Raw genomic sequence first — 23,629 nt, 5'->3', positions numbered from 1 at the left:
TATTCAATCTAAGGAATCAAATATTATGCACGTTGGTATTATTGGCGCGATGGAGCCAGAAGTAAAAATCTTACGCGAAGCAATGGTAAACCCAAGCATCATGACTAAAGCTGGTTTTACCTTTTACACTGGTGAATTAGCGGGTAACACAGTTACTTTAGTTCAATCTGGTATTGGTAAAGTAGCTTCTGCAGTAGCAACAACACTACTAATCGACAACTTCAGCCCAGATTGTGTGATCAACACAGGTTCTGCAGGTGGTTTTGAGCCATCGCTAAATGTAGGCGATGTGGTTATTTCTTCAGAAGTTCGTCACCACGATGTAGACGTAACTGCATTCGGTTACGAAATCGGTCAAGTACCACAAATGCCAGCTGGCTTTGCTGCGCACCCTAAACTGATTGAAGCGGCAGAGCAAAGCGTAAGTCAAATCAGCGATGTTAAAACCATGATTGGCCTAATTTGTACTGGTGATTCATTCATGTGTGACCCGGTACGAATTGAAAAAACACGTGCTGAATTCCCAACTATGCTTGCAGTAGAGATGGAAGGTGCAGCAATTGCACAAGCTTGTCATGTGCTAGAAACACCATTTGTTGTTATTCGTTCAATGTCTGACATTGCTGGCAAAGAGTCGCCGCAATCATTTGAAGAGTATATCGAAACTGCATCTATCAACTCATCTAAAATGGTTGTTGCTCTTTTAGAGAAGCTAACATCGGTGAGTTTATAAGGTGATTGCAAATATTGTTCAAAACCATTTGGACATTATTGTATTTTTTGTAGCGCTCTTAGCTGAGCGCTTTTTTCCTTTGGTTAGTTGGTATCATCCTAATACCTTTTTAACCGTTATTTTCTCTGCGCTTAGCGAGCGTTTATACAACCCAACGAACCCCAAAAGCTATCAATATTTAGCCTCAACCTTAGCTTTTACTCTCACCATTTTAGTGATAGTGACACTGGTTGTACTTTTTTTAGAATTTGCTTTTTATCCTGAGCTATTAAACGGCTTAATTTTGTATTTATTACTAAGTAGTCGTGCCCAAGAGAAAAAATCACTGCGGATAGCAAGACTAGTTAAGCTAAATCAAAAAGCGACAGCAAGAGAGCTACTTACAAGCCTCGTTGCCCGTGATGTATCACGTTTATCAGCCCCAGGCATTTGCAAAGCAACCATGGAGTCACTGGTGCTGCAAAGTGCGCGGCATTATTTTGCCGTTATTTTCTTTTATATAATTGGCGGCGCTATCTTTGCTTTGGTTTATCGCTTACTCACTTTAATACATCAAGCATGGCGTAAGAATCGTAAGCCAAATAACCCGTTTTTAACTACCATAGCTAAACTACTGTTTGTATTAGAGTGGTTACCCATTCGATTATTGGCTTTAACGATTGCTACAAGCAATGCCAGCAAGCAGAGTATTCATTATATTAAGCACTATGGAAGACACTTTTATCAAACCAATACAGGCTGGCTATTAAGTGTGACCTCTGCGGCATTACAAGTGCAATTAGGCGGTCCGGCGCTATACCAAGAAGAGCGATTTAATAAGATGCGTGTAGGTACCGACCGTTTACCAAATGCTGATGATATTGCCGCTTTAGTGAATCGTTTAAACCAAGCGAAAGCATTTTGGTTACTACTGATAGTCGGGATTGAAGTAATTAGCCTATTCACAAACTAATCAGAATATATGCACAAAAAAACCAGCCGTAGCTGGTTTTTTTATTTCTATTAGCTTGATTAAGCTAAGGTGATTTTAGCAAACTTACGCTTACCTACTTGGTAAATCTGAGTTGTGCCTTTTGCAACTTCAAGCTTAGTATCCGTTACTTTTTCTTCACCATTTAATTTAACTGCACCTTGCTTGATCATACGCATCGCTTCTGAGGTACTTGCAACAAGATTAGCTTCTTTTAGTAAGTTAGTGATAAACACTGTGTCTTCAGCGATAGTAACTGTCACTTCAGGGATCTCATCTGGTAATGCATTCTTTTGGAAACGCTTGATGAAATCTTGATGAGCACCTTCGGCTGCTTCTTCACTGTGGAAACGTGCAATCAGTTCTTTTGCTAATTCAATCTTGATGTCGCGCGGGTTTGCACCATCAGCAACACGCTGCTTAAGAGCTGCAATTTCTTCGATTGATAATGCACTTAATAAGTCATAGTAACGCCACATTAGCTCATCGCTAATAGACATCACTTTACCAAACATATCGTTCGGCTCATCAGTAATACCAATATAGTTACCTAATGACTTAGACATCTTTTGAACGCCATCGGTACCTTCAAGCAGTGGCATCATAAGCACTGTTTGTGGCTTTTGGCCTTCGTCTTTTTGTAGTTCACGACCCATTAGTAAGTTAAAGCGTTGGTCTGTACCGCCAAGCTCAACGTCAGCTTCTAATGCAACTGAGTCCCAACCTTGTACCAGTGGATATAAAAATTCGTGGATAGCAATTGATTGACCGTTGGCATAACGCTTTTTAAAGTCATCACGTTCTAGCATACGTGCTACTGTTTGACGCGCAGCCAGTTTAATCATACCTGCCGCACCTAAGTTCTCCATCCAAGTAGAGTTGAATGCAACAGTTGTTTTAGCAGGATCGAGGATCTTAAATACTTGCTCTTTATATGTTTCAGCGTTGGCTAAAACATCTTCACGAGTTAACGGTTTACGTGTTACGTTTTTACCCGTTGGATCACCAATCATACCGGTGAAATCACCGATTAAGAAAATCACTTCGTGACCTAGGTCTTGGAAGGTTTTCATTTTGTTGATAAGAACTGTATGACCTAAATGCAGATCAGGCGCAGTTGGATCGAAACCCGCTTTGATCTTAAGTTTCTTACCTGACTTTAGTTTTTCAACTAATTCGTCTTCAATTAATATCTCTTCTGCACCGCGTTTTATCTCAGCTAGAGCGGTTTGTAAATCCACTGTGTATTACTCCAAAAATTCAGCTACCGGGGCGTGGTGGCCTGTCAGGGTTATAATTATAGAGCTAAAAACTTTAAAATTTAGCTAGTTAGCATCAAAAGAGTGACACTAAAAAAAGCCTAACTTAAATAGTTTAAGAAACAGCCCTGCAGGCAGCGCGCATGATTGTTCTTTATACCGCGTTATTGCATTTTATTGAAGGTACTTTAGTTAACTAACAGCAAATTAGTTTAACTGACGACACATGCTGCAAATTCAACCAAAAAAGTTTAACGCGCAGGCCAATTCTAGCGCAAATTAGCGCCAGTTTAAATCTACAAAACACTGGTATTTGCGCTATTTTAGGTATATCCTGCAATATTAGTAATTAATTTTCTTGACAGCAGAAAAGGCACGTTATGGTTCATGTAGTGCACAAACTCCCCAAAAAACACAAACTGCTCATTCTAGGTTTGGTTTCTGCTATTGCCGGCTTGGCACTTTTGCCTTCTGAAAAAGCCACCGCCTCAAAGGATAACAGTGCAAACGCACTTGAAATTGGTAAACGCTACGAATTACAAGTTAAAGTTGATGATAACGAAAAACTAACTGAACTAAATTCAGAGCAAGCAGCAGCAAAACTTCCAGAATATGAGCTTGTTGATCATGAAGTTCGCAATGGCGATAATTTAGCTCTTATTTTTAAGCGCGCGGGCTTCTCAGCGCAAACTCTGCACAAACTAGTTAACACAAACGCTGAAACGCGCAAGTTAACAAAAATTCATCCGGGTGAAATTTTAAGTTTTGCAACCGCCGAAGATGGCTCATTAGCGCAGCTTCGTTATGTAATTTCAAAAACAGATACCTTATACGTTACATTAAATGACGAAGGTAACTACGATACATCAATCGACAGCAAAGAAATTGAAACTCTCAGCAAGTCTGCCGGTGGTGAAATCAGCAACAGCTTCTGGACATCGGGTATTGCCGCTGGTTTAAGCGAGCGTCAAATAATGAACTTTGCCGATATTTTTGGTTGGGATGTCGACTTTGCAAATGATATTCGTAAGGGTGACCAATTCGGTCTAATCTACGAAACCCACTATGTTGATGGTGAATACATTGGTGATGGCAAAATCATTGCAGCAGAATTCATAAACCAAGGTGAACGTTATACAGCGATTCGCCATACTGATGGTAACTTCTATACGCCTGAAGGCCGTAGTATGAAGAAAGCTTTCTTACGCGCGCCTGTTAACTTTAAATATATTAGCTCAAGCTTCAACCCTCGCCGTTTACACCCTGTAACTAAAACTGTTAAGCCGCATAATGGTATTGATTATGCTGCTCGCACAGGTACACCGGTAGTTTCATCGGGTAATGGTAAAGTGATTAAAGCGGGTTACAGCAAATACAATGGTAACTACGTATTTATTAGCCACGGCACTCAATATGTAACTAAATACCTTCACTTGAACAAACGTCTGGTAAAAACAGGTCAAAAAGTGAAGCAGGGTCAAAAAATTGGTACGGTTGGTGCGACTGGCCGTGTAACTGGCCCACACTTACACTATGAATTCTTAGTAAACGGTGTACACCGTAATCCGAAAACGGTCAAACTACCTAAATCAGAGCCTTTACCGCGTGATGAGCTAGCTAAGTTTAAACCGATTGCTGATAACTTCTTAGCGCAATTACAACGTAACCGAGAGTTACAATTAGCGTTAAATAAGTAATTGAGTAAACATTAAAAAAGCCGCTTCAATGATGAAGCGGCTTTTTAGTGCCTGCCACAAAATCAGCCTTAATGACCTTTATTCTCTTCAATAATTGAAAGCAAGTATGAGCTTGCGCAGGCGCGATTCATGCCTGAAATAAAACACAAGACAGAAGCAATTATCACCTTAATAAAACATAAATAAGTTGAATAATTAGCGAAATCATCACCAGTGGCCAAATGTACTTTGCGTATTTTGTCGCACCATCAAGCCCCATTTTAGACTGATACTTTTCAAGTAGCGGTATTAGAATAACCAAGGCAACAAAAAGGCATAGTAAGATAATAAAGATATTCATGGTGGCTTCCTTACACAACTATCATTTAACTACAATTTCTTTAGGGTGACCCTAGTCTATAGGCAAAAAAAAGCGCAGTAAAATTACTGCGCCAGTCGGTTGGAAGTAAATCGACTTAGCCAACAATCGCTAACAAAATACCTGCTGCAACGGCACTTCCTAATACCCCTGCAACGTTTGGTCCCATAGCATGCATTAACAAGAAGTTATGCGGATTGCTTTCAAGACCTACTTTATTCACCACACGTGCTGCCATTGGTACCGCTGAAACACCTGCAGCGCCTACTAATGGGTTTATTGGCGATTTAGAGATCTTATTAAGACCTTTTGCCATAAACACCCCTGAAGCTGTACCAATCGCAAACGCTAATGCACCTAACACCAAAATACCGATAGTTTCTACAGTTAAGAACTTATCAGCAGCAAGCTTTGAGCCTACCGCTAAGCCTAAGAAAATCGTGGTAATATTGATGATTTCATTTTGTGCACTGTTACTTAAACGATCGACCACACCCGATTCGCGCATCAAGTTACCTAAGCAGAACATACCTACAAGCGGTGTTGCAGCTGGTAAAAACAAGATAGTTAAACTAAGCACCATTAAAGGAAAAATAATCTTCTCTTTTTTCGATACAGTACGAAGTTGTGGCATTTGAATTTCGCGTTCTGCTTGCGTTGTTAGTGCACGCATAATTGGTGGCTGAATAATTGGCACTAGTGCCATATATGAATAAGCCGCTACTGCAATAGCCCCAAGTAAGTCTGGTGCCAATTTAGATGCTAAGAAAATAGCCGTTGGACCATCCGCACCACCAATAATGGCAATTGCCGATGCATCTTGTAGCGTAAATTCAAAGCCAGGAATAAAGTTAAGTAGAATTGCACCAAATAAAGTAGCAAAAATACCAAACTGCGCAGCTGCACCTAACAGCAACATACGCGGATTTGCTATCAAGGCACTAAAGTCTGTCAGCGCGCCAACCCCCATGAAGATCAGAAGTGGAAACACCCCAGAATCAATCCCTATGTGATACACATAATAAAGCAGTCCACCCGGTTCAGATAAGCCTGCAGCAGGAATATTCGTTAAGATCGCCCCAAAGCCTATTGGTAACAATAGCAAGGGTTCAAAATTACGAGCAATTGCTAGATATAACAATAAGCAACCAACCGCAATCATGATCAAGGCAGGAAAGGTAAAGTTAGCGATACCTGTTGCATGCCAGAGATTTAAAAGACCATCCATTCTCTGTCTCCTACGCCAGTGCGATTAATGCATCGCCAGTGGCAACAGAATCACCTTCGGCAACTAAAACTTCAGCAACCGTGCCGGTATGTGCAGCGCGAATTTCAGTTTCCATTTTCATCGCTTCCATAATGATGACTACATCACCTTGATTTACTGTTTGGCCTGGCTTTACTTTCACTTTGAAAATATTACCCGCCAATGGCGCGTTTAAAGTTTCGCCAGCAGACGCTGAAGCTGACTGAGGAATTAACTCACTGTCTTTTAAAGTCACCTCTTTAAGCTCACCACCTTGCGCTACAACGACATCGTAAACTTTGCCATCAACTTTAACGCTGTATTGCTCAGCTTTTACTGAGTTTGCAGCAGCTGGTTTGCTTTCTGGCTTAGCAACTTCACCTGTAGGAATAGCTTCAAATGCATCAGGATTATTTCGGTTTTTAATAAACTTAAGACCAATTTGTGGAAATAATGCATAGGTGAGCACATCATCAATCACATCATCAGCAAGCTCTAAACCTTGCTCTTTAGCTTCTTTTAATAATTCAGCTTCTAGCTTCTCAAGTTCAGGTTCAAGTTTATCTGCAGGACGACAAGTAATTGCTTCTGCGCCATCTAGAACACGTTCTTGTAGCTCTTTATTCATAGGTGCCGGCGTTGCACCGTACTCACCTTTAAGTACACCTGCGGTTTCTTTGGTAATCGTTTTATAGCGCTCACCAGTCAATACATTAAGTACCGCTTGCGTACCGACAATTTGAGACGTTGGAGTAACCAGTGGAATATAGCCTAAGTCTTCACGAACACGTGGGATCTCAAGCAATACTTGATCAAGCTTATCGGCAGCACCTTGCTCTTTAAGCTGGTTTTCCATGTTAGTTAACATACCACCTGGCACTTGTGCTAATAAGATACGGCCATCAACACCTTTTAGGCTACCTTCAAAAGCAGCATATTTTTTACGAACATCACGGAAGTACGCGGCAATTTCTTCTAGTTGGTTTAAATCTAGGCCGGTATCTCGCTCTGTGCCTTCAACAATCGACACGATTGTTTCTGTGGCGCTATGACCATAAGTCATACTCATAGAGGAAATTGCGGTATCAAGCATATCGATACCTGCATCTATAGCTTTTTGGTAAGTTGCAGTACTTAATCCTGTCGTCGCGTGACATTGCATCGCGATAGGAATAGAGACGGTTTCTTTTAAACCTTTGATTAACTGCTCACAATCATATGGCTTCAATAAACCAGCCATATCTTTAATACAAATAGAATGACAGCCTAGTTCTTCGAGCTGTTTCGCAAGTTTAAGCCACATATCAAGTGTGTGTACTGGGCTTACGGTGTACGAAATAGTACCTTGAGCGTGTGCGCCTACTTTAACCGCTGCTTTAATTGCAGTTTCAAGATTACGTACATCGTTCATAGCATCGAAAATTCGGAACACATCTACACCATTTTTATGGGCTCGTTCTACAAACTTTTCGACAACATCGTCTGCATAATGGCGGTAGCCTAAAAGGTTTTGTCCGCGCAATAGCATTTGCTGTTTAGTATTTGGCATTGCCGCTTTTAATTCGCGAATACGTTGCCAAGGATCTTCACCTAAATAACGGATACATGAGTCAAAGGTTGCTCCACCCCATGATTCAATAGACCAATAACCTGCATTATCAAGTTTTTCAGCCATGGGTAGCATGTCGTCTAAACGCATACGCGTGGCCAATAAAGACTGATGAGCGTCACGCAATACTAATTCTGTAAGTTTTAATTTAGCCATGTTTAAGCTGCCCCATTATTTTTGTTTATTTCGAAATTGTGCAATTGCAGCGCTGATCGCGGCAATATGTGCCTGAGGCACACCCTGTTGAGGTTGAATTTTTGCTGTTCGTGTTGGCTCTACACTTGTAGGATCATCGAATCGGCTTACAACTTTCGACATTAAAATAACCGCAGATATTAAAATGCTCAGAAAAACAAACACGCCAACCATGCCTGTTACCATTAAGCTGCCTGCAGTTGTGAGCAATTCACCAATATCCATACAACTCCCCTTCGATGATTAAAAATAAAAAATCATTTTTGTTAAATATTTATTCAGCAATAATAACAAACAAAAATAATTTGTATAGCCTGTTGTAAATTGGTAAAACCAATTAAACTCAAAATAACATAGAGCACAACTAATTAACACCATACTATTTCAGCAATTAACCTTACGTTATAGATGATAAAAATAATGAATATAGCCATCAGTTATATTAAAACAAACCGACGAAAAGCAAGTTCTGTTCAAAAACCCTGCTTAACAAGGTGTTACAGTAACAACTCATGACAAAGTGTGAAATTGGTCTTACCAATAAAGACAAAACTAAATATAAAATGAATTTAATTAATATGAAAAAATATCACTATGAATAAGTTACACGCTTGATCGTAAAAGTTACCAAAAGAATAACCATGCCCCGCCCACAAAAACCGCTAAACAACTGAAATATAAAGATAATAATGATTGGCATAAAACTCGCTTTATTCAACTCGACCATTTGAAAAATTAACTAGGCAAGGAGACCACTATGTTACGCTGGACCATTACTTTTTTAGTTATTGCATTAATCGCTGCAGTGTTAGGTTTTGGCGGTATTGCTGGAGCCGCAGCAGGCATTGCTAAGATTATCTTTTTCATTTTTTTAGTATTGCTTGTTATTTCGTTAGTGTCAGGTGCTCTTAGAGGCAACGTACCTAAGTAAAGCAAGTTAAAATTTAATTAACCCTAATATTTAATTTACAAGGAATTTAGTTATGAAAAATTCAACTTTAAAAGCCGCTACTATCGCCCTATTTTCAGGTTTATTCATTATGGGTTGTGAAGACAACTCAGCAGAGGAAGCCGGTGAGCGTATAGATGAAGCAATCACTGATACACAAAATGCAGTTGAAGATGCATGTGAAGAAGTTAAAGAAGGTGTTAAAGCAGAAGAAACTAACTGCTAATATCACACCTTACGAAAAAAGCGGCCTAGTGCCGCTTTTTTGTGTATGCAAGTTAGCAACTTTAGGTTGCCTACTGCTTGTGTCAAGAAACTCGCTAACTTGTTGGGTTTCACTCCGTTCTAACCTATGTCATATTGGTCGTCATTTATGGCGACACATGTTTTATCACTCATACATAACGGGCTAAAGCCCGACTTACAGCCGCATTAATTGAGAAAATCGCGCGAAATAAATTTCACGCCTACGCGAGCCTCAAGTTAGCAACTTTACTCTTTCCCATAGAAACTCGCTAACTTGTGGGTTTCACTCCGCTCTAACCTACGTCACGTAGGTCGTCATTTATGGCGACACATGTTTTATCACTCATACATAACGGGCTAAAGCCCGACTTAAAGCTGCATTAATTGAGAAAATCGCGCGAAATAAATTTCACGCCTACGCGAGCCTCAAGTTAGCAACTTTACTCTTTCCCATAGAAACTCGCTAACTTGTGGGTTTCACTCCGCTCTAACCTACGTCACGTAGGTCGTCATTTATGGCGACACATGCTTAATCACTGATATAGTGACGGGCTGAAGCCCGACCTACGACTTACACGTAGATTTAAGAAACATCGCGCGAAATAAATTCCACGCCTACGTGAGCCTCAAACTCGCTAACTTGTTGGGTTTTAATCTGATAGCTGACGGCTGAAAGCTGATGGCTCTGAGTGCGTCTCCGTTCTACCCAACGTTATCACTCACATTCCTTAGTGAGGAGCACGTTTGTCGTTACACTCGCTATATGCCACTGACCGTCGATAAAACTCACTTTTGCGACGTCACTTACGGCAAAATCACCGGGGACATTTAAGCGCGTTAAGTTACTCGCTAACTGTTGTGTACAGTATGGCCCTGTATCACCATGCATCACGAGCACTGGCTTATTGGTATGCTTTGCAAAATCGCTGATGGCATCTCGGTATACTTTAAAAGCATCACAATCGGCGCGCTGTGACTCACTGCAAGCGGATTTACTGGTTGGGTGGTAAATATCTGCCTGAAAGCCAAACACATAGGCCTTAGCATCCTGATGAACATGTGCTTGCTTTAGCCAAACGAGATTGTATTTATCACGCATATCGGCGGCATCCAGTGCTGCGTTTTTATCACTTTTTAAGATTTGCGAGCGACCATTAAAGGTGCCCGGGATATGCAAGGTACGAAACTCAATGCCATTAAATTGCCATCGGGCATTTTCTGGCATCTCAGCTTGTGTCGCATAACCCTGTAGCCGCTTTGCTTTTTGTGTATAGGCATCGTCGAACATTAAGCGTTTGATAAAACTTAGCCGTTCAAGCTCATCAAAACGCACCGATAGTTTTTCTCGGTCGCAATCGGTCCATTCATTATCACCTGGGGTGTAAATGAAAGGCTGTGTAGTCAGCGATGTTAATAACGACTTATTGCTTTGCAGAAGCTTATTCGTACAAGCTAGTGCTCCCGATTTCATATCGCCCAAGTGCATCAAAAATTCATGAGGTGTCGCTGCGATTGCCTTGGCAATTTTTCCGCCTTCTGCGAGATTAATTTCATCTATCGGGGTGTATGGCATATCGCCCATAACCAAAAAAGTATTTGTAGTCATTGCAAGTGCTAACGACATTGAACTAACAAACATATAGCTTACACCTTTAAAATACACATACCTTAAGCTCTCACAATGACAACTAAATGAAAACCAACTGCGGCAGATTTTTTTTATCAATGTTAAACTGCTATCAGCAAATTAAGTGAGCCCACGAATGACATTAACTACAACTTACACATTAGATAAACCGTATTACTACGAGTGCTTTGATGAGTCTTTACCCTACTCATCTCAGGCTAAACCTAAATATCCTCTGTTAGCATTGCTCATAACATTAGGCCTACTAGCCTTTTACCAGTTAGAAAACCATTATTTAGGTAGTTTTATGATAATGCTTGCCGTAGTGGAGTGCTTATCGTTTTATTATAAACGTCCATGGTGGGTGGCCAGACAAATGATGAGTCGTGCTTCAGGTAGTGAAGTAACTATCGTGTTTGATGATGAAGGTGTTAAAGCCGAAAACCCCTATAAACACTATCAACTAACATGGCAACAAATCACAGACATAATTGAGACTGAGCGAGGCTATATTTTGAAAGCTAGTCGAGGTATGCAATACCTGTCTAAAAAAGCGCTAAATGAAGAGATTGTTGCAGAACTAAATAAAAGAGCCACTCAATGAGTGGCTCTTAAAATATCTTTCGCTGATTAAACGTTGCCCGGATTTGGGTTAGATTTCTCTGCTTGGATGCGCATGTAGATTTCTTCACGATGTACTGATACATCTTTAGGCGCATTAACACCAATGCGAACTTGATTTCCTTTAACACCAAGAACAGTAACTGTAACTTCGTCACCGATCATAAGGGTTTCACCTACTCTACGAGTTAGTATTAGCATTCTCTTGCTCCCATATTCCAAAAAATTAAAAGATTCCGCGTCAAAAACATTCTAATGAAATCTAGACTTAAAAGTAAGTAAAAACTCTAAATCTTATTCATTTTCAGTTAAAAAAACTTTGTGCAGCGCACGTACTGCCAGCTCTAAATATTTTTCGTCTATTAGAACTGAAATCTTAATTTCAGATGTCGACACCAAAATGACTTTGATGTTTTCTTCGGCAAGCGCATTAAAAAATAAACTTGCTACTCCAGAGTGTGACTTCATCCCCACTCCTACTGCTGACACCTTAGCAACATTGCTTATTCCTTTAATAGAATCTGCGCCAAGCGCAGCCTGATTTAAGGTTAAAACTTCCAATGCTTGTTCATAATCATTGGTGTGCACAGTAAAAGCATAGTCTATTTTTTCAAAGTTATGATTAACTTGATTAATCATATCAATTTCGATACCAAACTCTGCAAAAAGTTTCGTAATTTTAGCCAGGTTTTCAATCCCATATTGCATTTGATTGATATAAATCAAACTTTCATCACGATTGAAAGCAATACCTGACACAATATTTGCTTGCACTTCCGGTTCCTCAAAACTGATCAAGGTCCCTTGATCTGGGTTAAAACTCGATAGTACTCTGAGCGGTATATTGTATTTTCCTGCCGCTTCTACACTACGAATATGCAATACCTTAGCACCTAAACTCGCCATTTCGAGCATTTCTTCGAAAGTAACATGGCTCATTCGACGAGCATTTGGTTCAATACGCGGATCAGTTGTATATACGCCATCAACATCGGTATAGATCTGACATTCGTCAGCATTAATCGCTCCCGCAATCTCAACTGCTGAAGTATCAGTACCACCTCGGCCAAGTGTGGTGATATTACCTTCAATATCTCGGCCCTGAAAGCCTGCGATTATAGCAATACGGTTGTGCTCAAGCTCATGCTTTAAACGAGTCGCTGCAACCTCTTCAATACGCGCTTTACCAAACATATTGTCGGTGCGAATGTTGACCTGATCAGCCAGCAAACTTACCGCTGAGTGGCCACGTTTAATGATAGCCATTGCCAGTAAAGAAACAGACACTTGCTCACCTGTGGTAAGCAGTACATCAAGCTCACGGGCGCTTGGTCGAGAATCGATTTGTTTAGCGAGTTGAATAAGACGGTTAGTTTCTCCCGACATAGCCGAGAGCACCACCACAACTTGATGGCCTTGCTGCTTGGTTTTTACAACAAGGTCGGCGACGGCCTCAATTCGCTCGATTGAGCCAACTGAGGTGCCACCGAATTTTTGGACGATAAGTGCCACTAGTAGTTAAGAACGCTCAGATAACCAACCAGTTACACTTTCTAAGGCTGTAGCTAGGTTCTCTGGCTGAGTACCACCAGCTTGTGCCATATCAGGACGACCACCGCCCTTACCGCCTACTTGTGCAGCCATGTGGTTTACAAGCTCACCGGCTTTCACTTTACCTGTTAGGTCTTTAGTTACACCTGCAATTAGGCTTACTTTATCGCCATTAGCTACACCAAGGGCGATAACACCTGAACCAATCTTCGTTTTCAGGTCATCAACCATGCCACGTAGTGCTTTAGACTCAGTACCTGCAACATCAGCAACCAGTAGTTTAATACCGTTCACTTCAACAACAGAGTCAATTAACGATGCACCAGCCGCACTTGCTAGCTTGTCGTTAAGCTGTGCAATTTGCTTCTCAAGGCCTTTTGATTTCTCAAGTAACGCCGTTACTTTTTCAAGTACTGTGCTGCTATCACCTTTAACTAGTGCTGCAACATCGTTTAGTTGTTGCTCTTGCTCACTTACATAAGCAACCGCTTCAGCACCTGTTACCGCTTCAATACGGCGGATACCGGCAGCGATACCGCTTTCTGATACGATTTTAAATAAACCGATATCACCTGCACGCTTAACGTGAGTACCACCACATAACTCGATTGAGTAATCACCAATGGTTACTACGCGAACTTCGTCGTCGTATTTTTCACCGAATAATGCCATTGCACCTTTTGCTTTTGCATCTTCGATAGCCATTAGCTCAGTTTCAAGCGCAAAGTTACGACGGATTTCATCGTTTACTGCGCGCTCGATTTGACGTAATTCGTCTTTTGTAACTGCTTCAAAGTGTGAGAAGTCAAAACGTAAACGCTCTGGGTCAACAAGTGAACCTTTTTGATTTACGTGCTCACCTAAAATTTGACGTAACGTTTCATGTAAAATGTGTGTTGCAGTGTGATTTTTCTTGATGCTATCGCGACGTGCTGCATCAATGGTTGCCTCTGCTTTATCGTTTGTACCAATGCGACCTTGCACACGACCATGGTGCGCAAATGCATTACCAAGCTTAGTGGTGTTAGTAACGACAAACTCACCGCCAGCAACTTTTAACACACCAGTATCACCAACCTGACCACCTGATTCAGCATAGAACGGTGTGCGGTCAAGGATTGCGATACCTTCTTGACCATCTTCAAGTACAGAAACAGATTGACCTTCATGGAAAAGCTCAACCACAGTACCTGTGTAATGCTCTGCATCGTAACCTTTAAAGTCTGTGTGTTTTTCAGACTTAAGTTGTTGGTTGTAATCAGCACCAAACTTACCAGCTTGCTGTGCTTGCTTACGTTGCACTGCCATGCACTCTTGGAAACCGTGCTCATCAATGGTCATAAAACGCTCACGCGCCACGTCTGCCGTTAAATCAGCAGGGAAACCATAAGTGTCGTAAAGCTTGAATACTAAATCACCCGGGATCACATCACCTTTGATGTCTGCTAGGCTTTCTTCAAGAATTGCCAGACCACGCTCAAGTGTTTTACCAAACTGCTCTTCTTCAATACGTAGTACTTTTTCGATAATTTCTTGTTGCTTAGCAAGCTCTGGGTACGCTTGACCCATTTGCTCAATTAACGCAGCAACTAGCTTATAGAAGAATGCGCCTTTCGCGCCTAACTTGTTACCGTGACGAACCGCACGACGAATAATACGACGTAGTACATAACCACGGCCTTCATTAGATGGCATAACGCCGTCAGATACTAAGAATGCACATGAACGAATGTGGTCAGCCACAACGCGTAACGATTTATCATCTAAGTCTTGTGCATTCGTTACTTTAGCCGCAGCTGCAATGAGTGCTTGGAATAAATCGATTTCGTAGTTTGAGTGCACGCCTTGTAAAATTGCAGAGATACGCTCAAGACCCATACCTGTATCAACAGACTGCTTAGGAAGCGGCTCCATTGTACCGTCGGCATGGCGGTTAAACTGCATGAATACTAGGTTCCAGATCTCAATGAAACGGTCACCGTCTTCTTCTGGTGAACCCGGAGGACCACCCCAAATGTGCTCACCGTGATCGTAAAATATTTCAGAACATGGACCACACGGACCCGTATCGCCCATTGACCAGAAGTTATCGCTAGTTGCAATGCGAATAATGCGGTCTTCACTCAGGCCTACTTCTTTATGCCAAATGTTGAAAGCATCTTCGTCATCGTGATAAATGGTAACGAGTAGCTTTTCTTGCGGAAGTTTTACAACTTCAGTTAAAAATTCCCAAGCAAACTTAATTGCGTCTTGCTTGAAATAATCACCAAAGCTGAAGTTACCTAACATTTCAAAGAATGTATGGTGACGTGCAGTGTAACCTACGTTTTCAAGGTCGTTATGTTTACCACCGGCACGCACACAACGTTGTGAGCTGGTTGCACGTGAATAAGGGCGGCTTTCCGCACCTAAAAATACATCTTTAAATTGCACCATACCGGCATTATTGAATAATAACGTGGCATCGTTACCCGGGATCAGCGAGCTTGAAGGAACAATTTGGTGTTGTTTAGAGGCAAAAAAGTCTAAGAACTGTTGCCTGATCTGTGCGGTAGTCATATGCTGCATGTGAAAATCTCACCCGTTTATTGCTGTGCTTGCATTGCAAAATCAATTTGTTCGTAATTAAAGCCTCGATACATCAAGTAGCGAACACGTTTCGCTTTTTCTTTCTGGTCGAGTTCTTTACCTGAATTTGAAAACTTCTTTAAATATGCGTCCTGTGCGAGTTCAAACCAATCGATTTCGAACTCTTCGAGCGTCTTATCTAATAATGCTCGGTCTATCCCTTTTGCCATCGCTTCGCTCTGAATGCGTTTTGCACCATGATACTTTGCTAAATGGCGGCGTACAAACCCTTCACAATAGCGCTGCTCGTTAATAAAGTTGTGTGACTCACACCAATCTAACAAACGCTCTGTGAACTCTGGCGTCGCCTCTTTTTGCTGTAACTTTCGGGTTAGATCCCGACGCGAATAATCTTGTCGAGATAGTAACCAAAGTACGTAATTCTTTAACTTTTGTTCTTTATCATCCATTACGCGTCAAAACGTCCTGATTGCGACGGTGATTCAGGCGCATTAGCTTGGTCATCACTTTTTGGTACAACCGGCATAAAAATAGCCTGAAATGACACGAAGAAACTAATGTAACAAATTGGCATTAAAACCAATAGAGGAATAAACGATAAAGGAATACAGATCACCATTAACACGGCACAAATAAGGCCATACACACTCAGTGGTGCCATATTTTTATAAAATACCATAAAAGAGTTTTTTAACACCGCAAACATGTTGCTTTGCTTTTGAAAGTAGACCAAAGGTACTGCGTAGGCAAAAGCCGTTAAATACACACAGATAGCCAATAAAAATACCGCAACTTGCCCCATAGAAATGGTCGCTAATAAATCAGCCAAATGAGCTTGATTTTGAGGGTCAAAAGTCTGACTCGAGATAACCGCGTAAGCATCTGCAAAGATAAAATTAGACAGTAATGCCAATAAAATACCTGCCGCCATCTGATACACCGCGACTCGCACTAAACCAATACGGTTTCCTTTGTTGCTAAATGGCTTAAAAATATCAGCTTGGCTGATAGTCCCACCTTGTTGTTTTGTGAGCACAGCTTGATAAAACCCCGCCATTAAAAACGGCGTCACAAACGCACCAACAACTTGCAATAGAGGCAGTACTAGCGCCAAAAAGCTAATTACCACTATTAGCAGATGCATTAAGATAAAAGTAAACGGTTGCAGCTTAAAGATTTCCCAGCCTGCTTTAAACCACTTTACGCCTGCACCAGCTTTAAAAACACGAACTTCGATTGACATAATTTCTCATTCAATAACGACAAAACGCACCGAGTATAACTGGGTGCGCTACTTGTTTATAGTCACCTGTTGTGAAATTTATTCAGGCTTTTTAATTTTTTTAATATCAAGCATGTGCGAACCATGTTTGATTTTCGTTTCGAGGTAAGCACGATTGCCTACTACACCTGCTTTAATATGAGCGTGCGTGCCCACAACAGAGTCAACCTCAATGCCTGCATCACGCAGTGCTTTAAGTTTATTTGGGTTATTGGTCATTAACTTAACGTGCTTTTGCCCAAGAGCCTCTAACATTAAAACCGCATCTGAAAAGTCACGTAAATCATCAGCAAAACCCAAGTGGTTATTCGCCTCGTAAGTATTCATGCCTTGTGACTGCAATACGTAAGCATCAATCTTATTGTATAAACCAATGCCACGGCCCTCTTGGCGTAAGTACAGTAAAATGCCGCCTTGCTGATGCATCATTTCGATACACTCATTTAATTGTTCACCACAATCGCAACGTGACGAGTGAAATACATCGCCAGTTAAACACTCTGAATGCATGCGAATTAATGGCACATCTTGCTCAGAGTCGGCTTGATTAAATACTAATGCCACATGCTCTTGACCATCTTTTAAACCACTAAAAGATACGATTTCTGCAGGAATATCACTGTTTTTGCCAACATTTAGCTGGACTCTTGCTCTTACTTGCGCCACGACAAATCCAAAATTAAAAAATAAATGCGATACTGCAAATGTGATTACAACAGCTTGAAGGTTGTAAGAATGCAACATACGACGAGTGATAACTAATATTGAGGCAGTTACCAGCAATTCAAGTATTATACACTCAAACCACTTGAAGATACGAGCTTTGCGCTATGAAAGCCGGGGTTTTTACTGCAACAAATAATCTAAAAACATAAACACAAAGCAAGCATTGATGCATCTAAAGCGATTTGATACCTTGTACCTAGTTATGATAACCATTATCATTAACTTGTATCAGTTATCATCCAAAAACTGGGCAGAGATAATAAGGATTATTATGAAAAAGAGCTCACTTGCCTTATGCATTGCATTACTATTTAGTCAGCAAGGCATTGCCAATGAAACGACCGCACAAGAATTTAACGACACCTATCGCGCTTATGTCGCCGCTGTAGAAAACCAACAAGACAGCAGCGAACTTGCGAAAAAAGCATTTGAGTTAGGTAAAGAGGTTTATGGCGAAAGCGCCGACAACACCGCAAACCTTGCCATTAACTATGCAAACAGCCTCGCTAAAAGCGAACAAGATCAGCGCTTTGAGTTATATCGTACAGCCTACGAAATACTCGAAAAAAAACACGGCAAGCTAAGTGTGCAAGTGTATGACTCATTAATCGGCATGGCAGAATCCACCCCTTCAGCTAAGCGTGCTGATACGTATTTAGATGACGCTATTGCCATAGCTGAAAAGCAAAATTCAGCCAAACTTGTTGCTGACACAAAATTGACTGCGGCACGTATCCTTGCTTATAAAATTAATAGTGAACGCTATTACACAGCAAAGGAGTATCTTGAAGAAGCCGATAAATACTACCAAGAAAACTTACCTGATAACGCTGTCGATCGTATTAGCGCTGACTTCTTAGTTGCCGCATTTGCAGAAAGCCAACGTAAATACAGCACAGCCATTGAACGTTTAAATCATGTAGTAAGCGTGTTTGATAAAGAGCTAGACTTTGATCACAAAACGGAACTCGATGCCCATTCCAAGCTGGTTCACTTATACGAAAAAACAGGTAAAAGTGACGAAGCAACCAAACATTGTATAGCGATTGCGAAAATGGTGCCTTGGAAAGAAAGCCAAGCACAAGAGCCGTTATACCGTGTGCCACCTAAATACCCAATGTCAAAAGCTCAACGTATGGAAGATGGCAGTGTCGTGATGGAATTTGAAGTAACCCCGTCGGGCTTTGTAGACAACATAACTGTGGTTGATTCTGAAGGTGGTACTGCGTTTGAAAGAGAAGCGGTTAAAGCAATGAAAAAATGGCGTTATGCGCCTAAGTTTGAAAACGGTCAAGCTATTGCTGCGACTTCTCGGGTGCAATTAGATTTTAAAATCAACTAATAAATAACAGGGTCGCAATGCGACCCTTTTTATAACCTGCTTAACAAGTTATCTGCTGCATCCTCAATTAAATCGAGAACCTTTTCGAAGCCTTGATCGCCACCATAATAGGGATCAGGGATTTCGCTCTGCCCTGCATCACCATGACTTAAAAACAGCGACAACTTATATTGTAAGTGCTCTGGACACTGGGCTTGTAAATCAGCAAGATTTTGCTTGTCGGCCGCAAGGATTAAATCAAACTCATAAAAATCAGCTTGAGTCACAGGTCGTGAATAGATGCCTTTAAAACTATAACCGCGCTTTTCGGCTGCTGCTTTTGAACGTGAATCAGGTGGATTACCTTGGTGGTAACCAATGGTGCCAGCAGAATCAACTTTAACATTGACACCCAGCGCCTTGGCACGACTACGAAGTACCGCTTCAGCAGTAGGTGAGCGGCAAATATTGCCCAAGCAAACAATCAAAACCTTTTTCATTATTCGTCCTTAAAATTGCTTTAAGATTGACTCATCATAACGTTCTGCATCAAGTGACAGATTGTATTTTTCTGCCACACTATCAAGCTCTGCCTGCTTAATTGCCAACTCATCCATGGTAATGGTGTTGTCATCAAGCTGCCATAACAAACGCGAACCGGCATAGCTGTAATGAATTGCTAATAAAGCATCTGCATTGCCCTCGCGCCCTGCAGCTTTTAACTTTGGCATTTTTCGAGTAATTTTATTTAGCGCTTTTTTAAGCTCCCACACATAGACAATTTCAGTCATGTAATCATGGTTGCGGTATTTATTAAGCACAAAGCCCACCAGCAAACTACACACAACAACACCTAATAGGTTCCAATGAAAATGGCTACCGCTTGGGTCAGGAAATAACGCTATTAACGTTTGTGAAATGGCTAAACTGCCAACGGCTAAAGCAATTACACAAGCAATAATTACTTGGTTTAAATGTTTACGGTAACGGGCTTTATCTATTTGAATAAGTTTCATAACAACCTAAAAAACTTGTGAAAAATAAAAAGTGAAAAAAATTTCACCCCTTTTTTATTTGCCAGCCGTTTTAGCTATGAAAGCAATTATCCAAAGAGGAACGGCTATGCATACTTTACCACTAAACTCAGCAAGCTTGAATAACAGCAATACAGCTTTAAAGACAACCGCAGCAATTATTGGTGGCGGTGTAATGACCTTTGCAGCATTTGCATTTATGCAGTACTTAATTTCTGCGGAGCAAAGAGCCGATGTAAAAACAGGCCCAGATATTACGGTTGAAATTTATGAAGTACCAGAAGATTCAAAAGTGCAAGTAAAGCAAACACTGCCGCCACCACCAGTTGCTAAAATGCCACCAAAAACGCCGCCACGCCCAACGAGTGATAATCCAGATACGGTTGTGGTAGCAGATTTAACACCAACGATGACATTCGATAACATTGGCGACACGCTTAGCAAAAGCATTAACCAACCAACGGGAGATGCAACGCCAATTGTACGCATAAATCCTAAATACCCACCGGTTGCAGCCCGCGAGGGGATTGAAGGCTGGGTGCAAATTAGCTTTAGCATTTCACCGACTGGCGAAGTTATCGACCCAGTTATCATTGATGCAGAGCCTAAACGGGTATTTGACCGCGAAGCAATTCGCGCTATTAAACGTTGGAAATATCGCCCTAAAGTTGTTGAAGGTGTGGCACAATTACAAACAAACCAAAGCGTTCAACTTGATTTTAAAATAGATGGATAACGGCCTATGCTAATGAGCATCAAGACATGGTTATTTGACAAGCCAAACACTGATTGTTTGGCGCAGTATGCCAAAACAGGCGACAACCGTTATCTTAACCAACTCGTTGCTCAGTACGGGAACGATCTTTATCACTATCTAGTCACCCAAAGTGATAAAGATCTTGCTCTCGATATATGCCAGCAAACTTGGTTAAAAGTTATTGATAAACGCGACTTTTACAATGAACAGAACAATCCAAAAGCGTGGCTATTTCGTTTAGCACGTAATTTGTTGATTGATGAGTTTCGTAAGCAGCAAAAGTTCGTTGAATTAGAAGACAACCAAGTTTTTTCTGAACCAAAGGATGCAGAATATCACTACGACTATGAAGCCTTTGATAAAGCACTCATGGCTCTTAGCTTTGTACAGCGAGAAGCACTGACCCTACAGCAAGAAGGCTTTAGTCTCGAAGATATTGTTGCTATTACACAAAGTAACCCAGAGACCATTAAAACTCGGCTGCGATATGCCCGTCAAAACCTGAAACAACAACTAGGAGGCCATCATGAAGCGTAACGACGAGCAACTCGATGCTGATTTACAAGCACATTTTCAAAAGCGTAAAACACAGCACAGCTTTAGCACCGAACAACTTGCACAAATGCAAACGCCACAAGTAACACGGCCTAAAAAACAACGTTTTTTGAAAATACAAATGGCCAGTTTATTTGTTGCCCTAGCATTATTTGGCTTTGTTATGCTTGAATATAATTATCGAGAACTAACAAACATTTATGCTGTTGATCTTTCTGATTATCAATGGGTAGAAGTTCACGAGCTCGACTCTAAAGGCAGTTATGTAAGCAATCTAAAGCAGCAAAAGCAAATGCTAGATACTAACTACCAACAAGCATTAGCCAATCACCAAGCCCGCACCAGCTTCACCGGCCGTCTAGTCAGTGTTGATAACGACTGGTATATCGCCGACTGCGAGCAAAATGTACTCGTACAAATTAAACAATCGCTACTTGAAGAATTACAAAAGCACGGCACCCTAGATACCCATATTCACCAAGGTGACCTACTGGCACTTGACCAAAACAAGCAAGGCCAAATCATCGCACTCAAACAGCTAACCCACGAAACGAAAAAGTGTGCATCTTAATAAAACGAGTTCGCCAGTTAGCAAGGGGAAAGAGTAAAGGAGTACCGTAGGCATGAAATTTATTTCGCGCGATGGCCTCAATCCAACTCTTGTAGGTCGGGCTTAAGCCCGTTAATGAAAAGATAATTTGTCGCCATAAATGACGACCTACATGACGTTCGGTAGAACGGAGTGAAAACAAACAAGTTAATTAAACCCCGAGTTTACTTTATCGGGGTCAAATCAGACGGCTGACTACTCCCCCGCTCCTTACCTCGCTTTTCCTACCAATAATCGCACATTGTTCTAATGTTAATAACAATTTAATGCTGAACCAGCTAGGCTAATAACATCGTGTTTAAATATTATGGAGTTACCATGAAAAGGTCTTTGTTTAACAATTTAATCATTGCCTCAATTAGCTTATCTAGCTTGCAAGCTTGTGCTCAGCCAGAGCAAAAAATTCCACTGGATGCCAGTGCGAATAACTACAAACTAGAATTAGTAAGCGAAGGGATTCAAATTCCTTGGGGTATGGCTTGGCTTAACGAGCGAGATTTACTCGTTACCGACAGACGTGGTGAGCTTAGGTTAATTCGTGATGGTAAACTCGTTGAGCAAACAGTTAAAGGCACACCTAAAGTACATGATGAAGGTCAAGGGGGCTTATTAGATATAGAGCTTGATCCGAACTTTGCCGACAATGGCTGGATTTACTTTTCCTACTCGGGCTATGAAGGTGATGGTGAGGGTTACAATACCTCAATTATGCGCGCTCGCTTTAAAGATATGACTCTTGTCGATCAGCAATTATTATTTGATGGCGAGCCAAATATTAAAACAACGAAACACTATGGTTCGCGTATTGAGTTCGACAAAGAAGGTTACTTGTATTTCTCTATTGGCGACCGTGGCAAAAGAGACGTTCACCCACAAAGCCTAGACTACGATGCAGGCAAAATTCACCGTATCAATAGCGATGGTTCTATCCCTAAATCAAACCCGTTTTATAACCATAATACAACTCACAAAAGCATCTATTCGTATGGACACCGTAACCCACAAGGTATGGCGATGCATCCTGAAACGGGAGTTATATGGAGCCATGAACACGGCCCTCGTGGCGGTGATGAAATCAACATAGTTAAAGCAGGCGCGAATTATGGTTGGCCTGAGATCACCTATGGGATCAACTACATTGGTACAAAAATTACCGACGAAACCAGCCGCGAAGGAATGGAACAACCTGATTGGTATTGGGTGCCATCAATCGCCCCTTCTGGAATGGAGTTTATCACCAGCGATAAATACCCACAGTGGCAAGGTCAAATTGCCGTAGGCTCGATGAAGTTTGGCCACCTTGTGTTAGTGAAGCTAGATGGTGACAAAGTAACAGGCCACAGCAAAGTATTTGAAGGTGTAGGTCGTGTACGTAGCCTCGCCACCCACCCTAATGGTGATCTATACCTTGGTGTTGATGGTGTAGGGATTTATAAAGTTGTACCTAAATCGTAGATTGGGTAGAGCGAAGCGAAACCCAACAAGTTAGCGAGTTACAAGGAAAAAGAGTAAAGGAGTACCGTAGGCGTGAAATTTATTTCGCGCGATGGTTTCTGTCCACACTCTTGTAGGTCGGACTTTGGTCCGTAACTGTTTAAGAATTAAATGTGTCGCAATAAATAACGACCTATGTTTCAAGCAATAAAAAACCACAGACTTCTGTGGTTTTTTGCTTATAGCTTAAAGCTTACAGC

Annotated in this window: 25 protein-coding genes; 11 read left to right on the top strand and 14 right to left on the bottom strand. The window is 41.2% G+C overall.

Annotated elements, in window-relative coordinates; genetic code table 11:
• The first annotated feature begins 25 nt into the window (after window positions 1–25).
• Window positions 26–733, top strand: coding sequence for a 5'-methylthioadenosine/S-adenosylhomocysteine nucleosidase (mtnN, locus tag L1267_RS10515; RefSeq protein ID WP_054551291.1), 708 nt, complete (start codon window positions 26–28; stop codon window positions 731–733).
• Between the two features lies 1 nt (window position 734).
• A complete protein-coding gene (locus L1267_RS10510; protein WP_235382778.1) occupies window positions 735–1,685 on the top strand; it encodes a cobalamin biosynthesis protein CobD/CbiB in 951 nt (316 codons plus the stop codon).
• Between the two features lie 59 nt (window positions 1,686–1,744).
• Here L1267_RS10510 and tyrS read toward each other — a convergent pair whose 3' ends face one another.
• Window positions 1,745–2,944, bottom strand: a complete 1,200-nt coding sequence (gene tyrS / locus L1267_RS10505) for a tyrosine--tRNA ligase (protein WP_135925836.1) — start codon at window positions 2,942–2,944, stop codon at window positions 1,745–1,747.
• A 398-nt stretch (window positions 2,945–3,342) separates the two neighbouring features.
• On the opposite strand from tyrS, the gene L1267_RS10500 reads away from it, so the two are divergent.
• Entirely contained in the window at window positions 3,343–4,659 is a 1,317-nt protein-coding gene (locus L1267_RS10500; RefSeq protein WP_135925837.1) for a peptidoglycan DD-metalloendopeptidase family protein, read from the top strand.
• Window positions 4,660–4,822: 163 nt separating this feature from the next.
• Here L1267_RS10500 and L1267_RS10495 read toward each other — a convergent pair whose 3' ends face one another.
• The 4 genes from L1267_RS10495 to L1267_RS10480 form a co-directional block, all read right to left on the bottom strand.
• The gene (locus tag L1267_RS10495; protein WP_165385086.1) at window positions 4,823–4,999 is read right to left on the bottom strand and encodes a hypothetical protein; all 177 of its coding nucleotides are present in this window, start codon (window positions 4,997–4,999) and stop codon (window positions 4,823–4,825) included.
• Between the two features lie 115 nt (window positions 5,000–5,114).
• Window positions 5,115–6,245, bottom strand: coding sequence for a sodium ion-translocating decarboxylase subunit beta (locus L1267_RS10490; protein ID WP_135925838.1), 1,131 nt, complete (start codon window positions 6,243–6,245; stop codon window positions 5,115–5,117).
• 10 nt (window positions 6,246–6,255) lie between these two features.
• A complete protein-coding gene (oadA, locus tag L1267_RS10485; protein WP_138558651.1) occupies window positions 6,256–8,028 on the bottom strand; it encodes a sodium-extruding oxaloacetate decarboxylase subunit alpha in 1,773 nt (590 codons plus the stop codon).
• A 15-nt stretch (window positions 8,029–8,043) separates the two neighbouring features.
• Window positions 8,044–8,292 carry an OadG family protein gene (locus L1267_RS10480; RefSeq protein WP_135925840.1) on the bottom strand — a complete coding sequence of 83 codons (249 nt, stop codon included), beginning with the start codon at window positions 8,290–8,292 and terminating at the stop codon, window positions 8,044–8,046.
• Between the two features lie 532 nt (window positions 8,293–8,824).
• On the opposite strand from L1267_RS10480, the gene L1267_RS10475 reads away from it, so the two are divergent.
• Entirely contained in the window at window positions 8,825–8,998 is a 174-nt protein-coding gene (locus L1267_RS10475; RefSeq protein ID WP_064485886.1) for a DUF1328 domain-containing protein, read from the top strand.
• Window positions 8,999–9,050: 52 nt separating this feature from the next.
• Window positions 9,051–9,242, top strand: coding sequence for a hypothetical protein (locus L1267_RS10470; RefSeq protein ID WP_135925841.1), 192 nt, complete (start codon window positions 9,051–9,053; stop codon window positions 9,240–9,242).
• A 735-nt stretch (window positions 9,243–9,977) separates the two neighbouring features.
• Here the strand turns inward: L1267_RS10470 and L1267_RS10465 are convergent.
• Complete coding sequence (locus L1267_RS10465) at window positions 9,978–10,901, bottom strand: hypothetical protein (protein ID WP_235382777.1); 924 nt, start codon at window positions 10,899–10,901, stop codon at window positions 9,978–9,980.
• A gap of 124 nt (window positions 10,902–11,025) precedes the next feature.
• Between L1267_RS10465 and L1267_RS10460 the strand changes: the two genes are divergently transcribed.
• On the top strand, window positions 11,026–11,493 hold the full coding sequence (locus L1267_RS10460) for a YcxB family protein (protein WP_135925843.1): 468 nt from the start codon (window positions 11,026–11,028) through the stop codon (window positions 11,491–11,493).
• Between the two features lie 26 nt (window positions 11,494–11,519).
• Here L1267_RS10460 and csrA read toward each other — a convergent pair whose 3' ends face one another.
• From csrA to L1267_RS10430, 6 genes are all read right to left on the bottom strand, one after another.
• Complete coding sequence (csrA, locus tag L1267_RS10455; RefSeq protein WP_036970495.1) at window positions 11,520–11,711, bottom strand: carbon storage regulator CsrA; 192 nt, start codon at window positions 11,709–11,711, stop codon at window positions 11,520–11,522.
• Between the two features lie 93 nt (window positions 11,712–11,804).
• On the bottom strand, window positions 11,805–13,022 hold the full coding sequence (locus L1267_RS10450) for an aspartate kinase (protein WP_135925844.1): 1,218 nt from the start codon (window positions 13,020–13,022) through the stop codon (window positions 11,805–11,807).
• Window positions 13,023–13,028: 6 nt separating this feature from the next.
• Entirely contained in the window at window positions 13,029–15,629 is a 2,601-nt protein-coding gene (gene alaS / locus L1267_RS10445; RefSeq protein WP_235382776.1) for an alanine--tRNA ligase, read from the bottom strand.
• 17 nt (window positions 15,630–15,646) lie between these two features.
• Window positions 15,647–16,099 carry a regulatory protein RecX gene (locus tag L1267_RS10440; RefSeq protein WP_135925846.1) on the bottom strand — a complete coding sequence of 151 codons (453 nt, stop codon included), beginning with the start codon at window positions 16,097–16,099 and terminating at the stop codon, window positions 15,647–15,649.
• Entirely contained in the window at window positions 16,099–16,893 is a 795-nt protein-coding gene (locus L1267_RS10435; protein ID WP_235382775.1) for a BPSS1780 family membrane protein, read from the bottom strand. The genes L1267_RS10440 and L1267_RS10435 overlap by 1 nt, the downstream gene beginning before the upstream one ends.
• A gap of 78 nt (window positions 16,894–16,971) precedes the next feature.
• Window positions 16,972–17,598: a GTP cyclohydrolase II gene (locus L1267_RS10430; RefSeq protein ID WP_235382774.1), complete on the bottom strand. Its 627-nt coding sequence runs from the start codon at window positions 17,596–17,598 to the stop codon at window positions 16,972–16,974.
• Between the two features lie 331 nt (window positions 17,599–17,929).
• Between L1267_RS10430 and L1267_RS10425 the strand changes: the two genes are divergently transcribed.
• Window positions 17,930–19,000, top strand: coding sequence for an energy transducer TonB (locus L1267_RS10425; RefSeq protein WP_235382773.1), 1,071 nt, complete (start codon window positions 17,930–17,932; stop codon window positions 18,998–19,000).
• Between the two features lie 29 nt (window positions 19,001–19,029).
• Here L1267_RS10425 and L1267_RS10420 read toward each other — a convergent pair whose 3' ends face one another.
• Complete coding sequence (locus L1267_RS10420; RefSeq protein ID WP_135925850.1) at window positions 19,030–19,479, bottom strand: low molecular weight protein-tyrosine-phosphatase; 450 nt, start codon at window positions 19,477–19,479, stop codon at window positions 19,030–19,032.
• Window positions 19,480–19,488: 9 nt separating this feature from the next.
• Window positions 19,489–19,995 (bottom strand): DUF3087 domain-containing protein, encoded by a 507-nt coding sequence (locus tag L1267_RS10415; RefSeq protein WP_135925851.1) that lies wholly within the window; start codon window positions 19,993–19,995, stop codon window positions 19,489–19,491.
• 106 nt (window positions 19,996–20,101) lie between these two features.
• On the opposite strand from L1267_RS10415, the gene L1267_RS10410 reads away from it, so the two are divergent.
• From L1267_RS10410 to L1267_RS10395, 4 genes are all read left to right on the top strand, one after another.
• On the top strand, window positions 20,102–20,749 hold the full coding sequence (locus L1267_RS10410) for an energy transducer TonB (protein WP_138558656.1): 648 nt from the start codon (window positions 20,102–20,104) through the stop codon (window positions 20,747–20,749).
• A gap of 6 nt (window positions 20,750–20,755) precedes the next feature.
• Window positions 20,756–21,307, top strand: a complete 552-nt coding sequence (locus tag L1267_RS10405) for an RNA polymerase sigma factor (RefSeq protein ID WP_235382772.1) — start codon at window positions 20,756–20,758, stop codon at window positions 21,305–21,307.
• Window positions 21,297–21,896, top strand: a complete 600-nt coding sequence (locus L1267_RS10400) for a hypothetical protein (RefSeq protein WP_235382771.1) — start codon at window positions 21,297–21,299, stop codon at window positions 21,894–21,896. Before L1267_RS10405 ends, L1267_RS10400 begins: the two co-directional genes overlap by 11 nt.
• Window positions 21,897–22,253: 357 nt before the next feature.
• Window positions 22,254–23,390 carry a PQQ-dependent sugar dehydrogenase gene (locus L1267_RS10395; RefSeq protein ID WP_235382770.1) on the top strand — a complete coding sequence of 379 codons (1,137 nt, stop codon included), beginning with the start codon at window positions 22,254–22,256 and terminating at the stop codon, window positions 23,388–23,390.
• The last annotated feature ends 239 nt before the right edge of the window (window positions 23,391–23,629 follow it).

It is taken from the genome of Pseudoalteromonas sp. OFAV1, from assembly GCF_021532595.1.
Lineage (GTDB): Bacteria > Pseudomonadota > Gammaproteobacteria > Enterobacterales > Alteromonadaceae > Pseudoalteromonas > Pseudoalteromonas lipolytica_C.
The sequence above is the reverse complement of the archived record's forward strand: the minus strand, read 5'-3'. Positions and strand labels throughout refer to the sequence as shown.

Coding starts and splice junctions, on each gene's coding strand:
- mtnN (WP_054551291.1), top strand. CDS start 26: ATGCACGTTGGTATTATTGGCGCGATGGAGCCAGAAGTAAAAATCTTA.
- L1267_RS10500 (WP_135925837.1), top strand. CDS start 3,343: ATGGTTCATGTAGTGCACAAACTCCCCAAAAAACACAAACTGCTCATT.
- L1267_RS10495 (WP_165385086.1), bottom strand. CDS start 4,999: ATGAATATCTTTATTATCTTACTATGCCTTTTTGTTGCCTTGGTTATT.
- L1267_RS10490 (WP_135925838.1), bottom strand. CDS start 6,245: ATGGATGGTCTTTTAAATCTCTGGCATGCAACAGGTATCGCTAACTTT.
- oadA (WP_138558651.1), bottom strand. CDS start 8,028: ATGGCTAAATTAAAACTTACAGAATTAGTATTGCGTGACGCTCATCAG.
- L1267_RS10480 (WP_135925840.1), bottom strand. CDS start 8,292: ATGGATATTGGTGAATTGCTCACAACTGCAGGCAGCTTAATGGTAACA.
- L1267_RS10475 (WP_064485886.1), top strand. CDS start 8,825: ATGTTACGCTGGACCATTACTTTTTTAGTTATTGCATTAATCGCTGCA.
- L1267_RS10470 (WP_135925841.1), top strand. CDS start 9,051: ATGAAAAATTCAACTTTAAAAGCCGCTACTATCGCCCTATTTTCAGGT.
- L1267_RS10465 (WP_235382777.1), bottom strand. CDS start 10,901: ATGTTTGTTAGTTCAATGTCGTTAGCACTTGCAATGACTACAAATACT.
- L1267_RS10460 (WP_135925843.1), top strand. CDS start 11,026: ATGACATTAACTACAACTTACACATTAGATAAACCGTATTACTACGAG.
- csrA (WP_036970495.1), bottom strand. CDS start 11,711: ATGCTAATACTAACTCGTAGAGTAGGTGAAACCCTTATGATCGGTGAC.
- alaS (WP_235382776.1), bottom strand. CDS start 15,629: ATGCAGCATATGACTACCGCACAGATCAGGCAACAGTTCTTAGACTTT.
- L1267_RS10440 (WP_135925846.1), bottom strand. CDS start 16,099: ATGGATGATAAAGAACAAAAGTTAAAGAATTACGTACTTTGGTTACTA.
- L1267_RS10435 (WP_235382775.1), bottom strand. CDS start 16,893: ATGTCAATCGAAGTTCGTGTTTTTAAAGCTGGTGCAGGCGTAAAGTGG.
- L1267_RS10425 (WP_235382773.1), top strand. CDS start 17,930: ATGAAAAAGAGCTCACTTGCCTTATGCATTGCATTACTATTTAGTCAG.
- L1267_RS10420 (WP_135925850.1), bottom strand. CDS start 19,479: ATGAAAAAGGTTTTGATTGTTTGCTTGGGCAATATTTGCCGCTCACCT.
- L1267_RS10415 (WP_135925851.1), bottom strand. CDS start 19,995: ATGAAACTTATTCAAATAGATAAAGCCCGTTACCGTAAACATTTAAAC.
- L1267_RS10410 (WP_138558656.1), top strand. CDS start 20,102: ATGCATACTTTACCACTAAACTCAGCAAGCTTGAATAACAGCAATACA.
- L1267_RS10405 (WP_235382772.1), top strand. CDS start 20,756: ATGCTAATGAGCATCAAGACATGGTTATTTGACAAGCCAAACACTGAT.
- L1267_RS10400 (WP_235382771.1), top strand. CDS start 21,297: ATGAAGCGTAACGACGAGCAACTCGATGCTGATTTACAAGCACATTTT.
- L1267_RS10395 (WP_235382770.1), top strand. CDS start 22,254: ATGAAAAGGTCTTTGTTTAACAATTTAATCATTGCCTCAATTAGCTTA.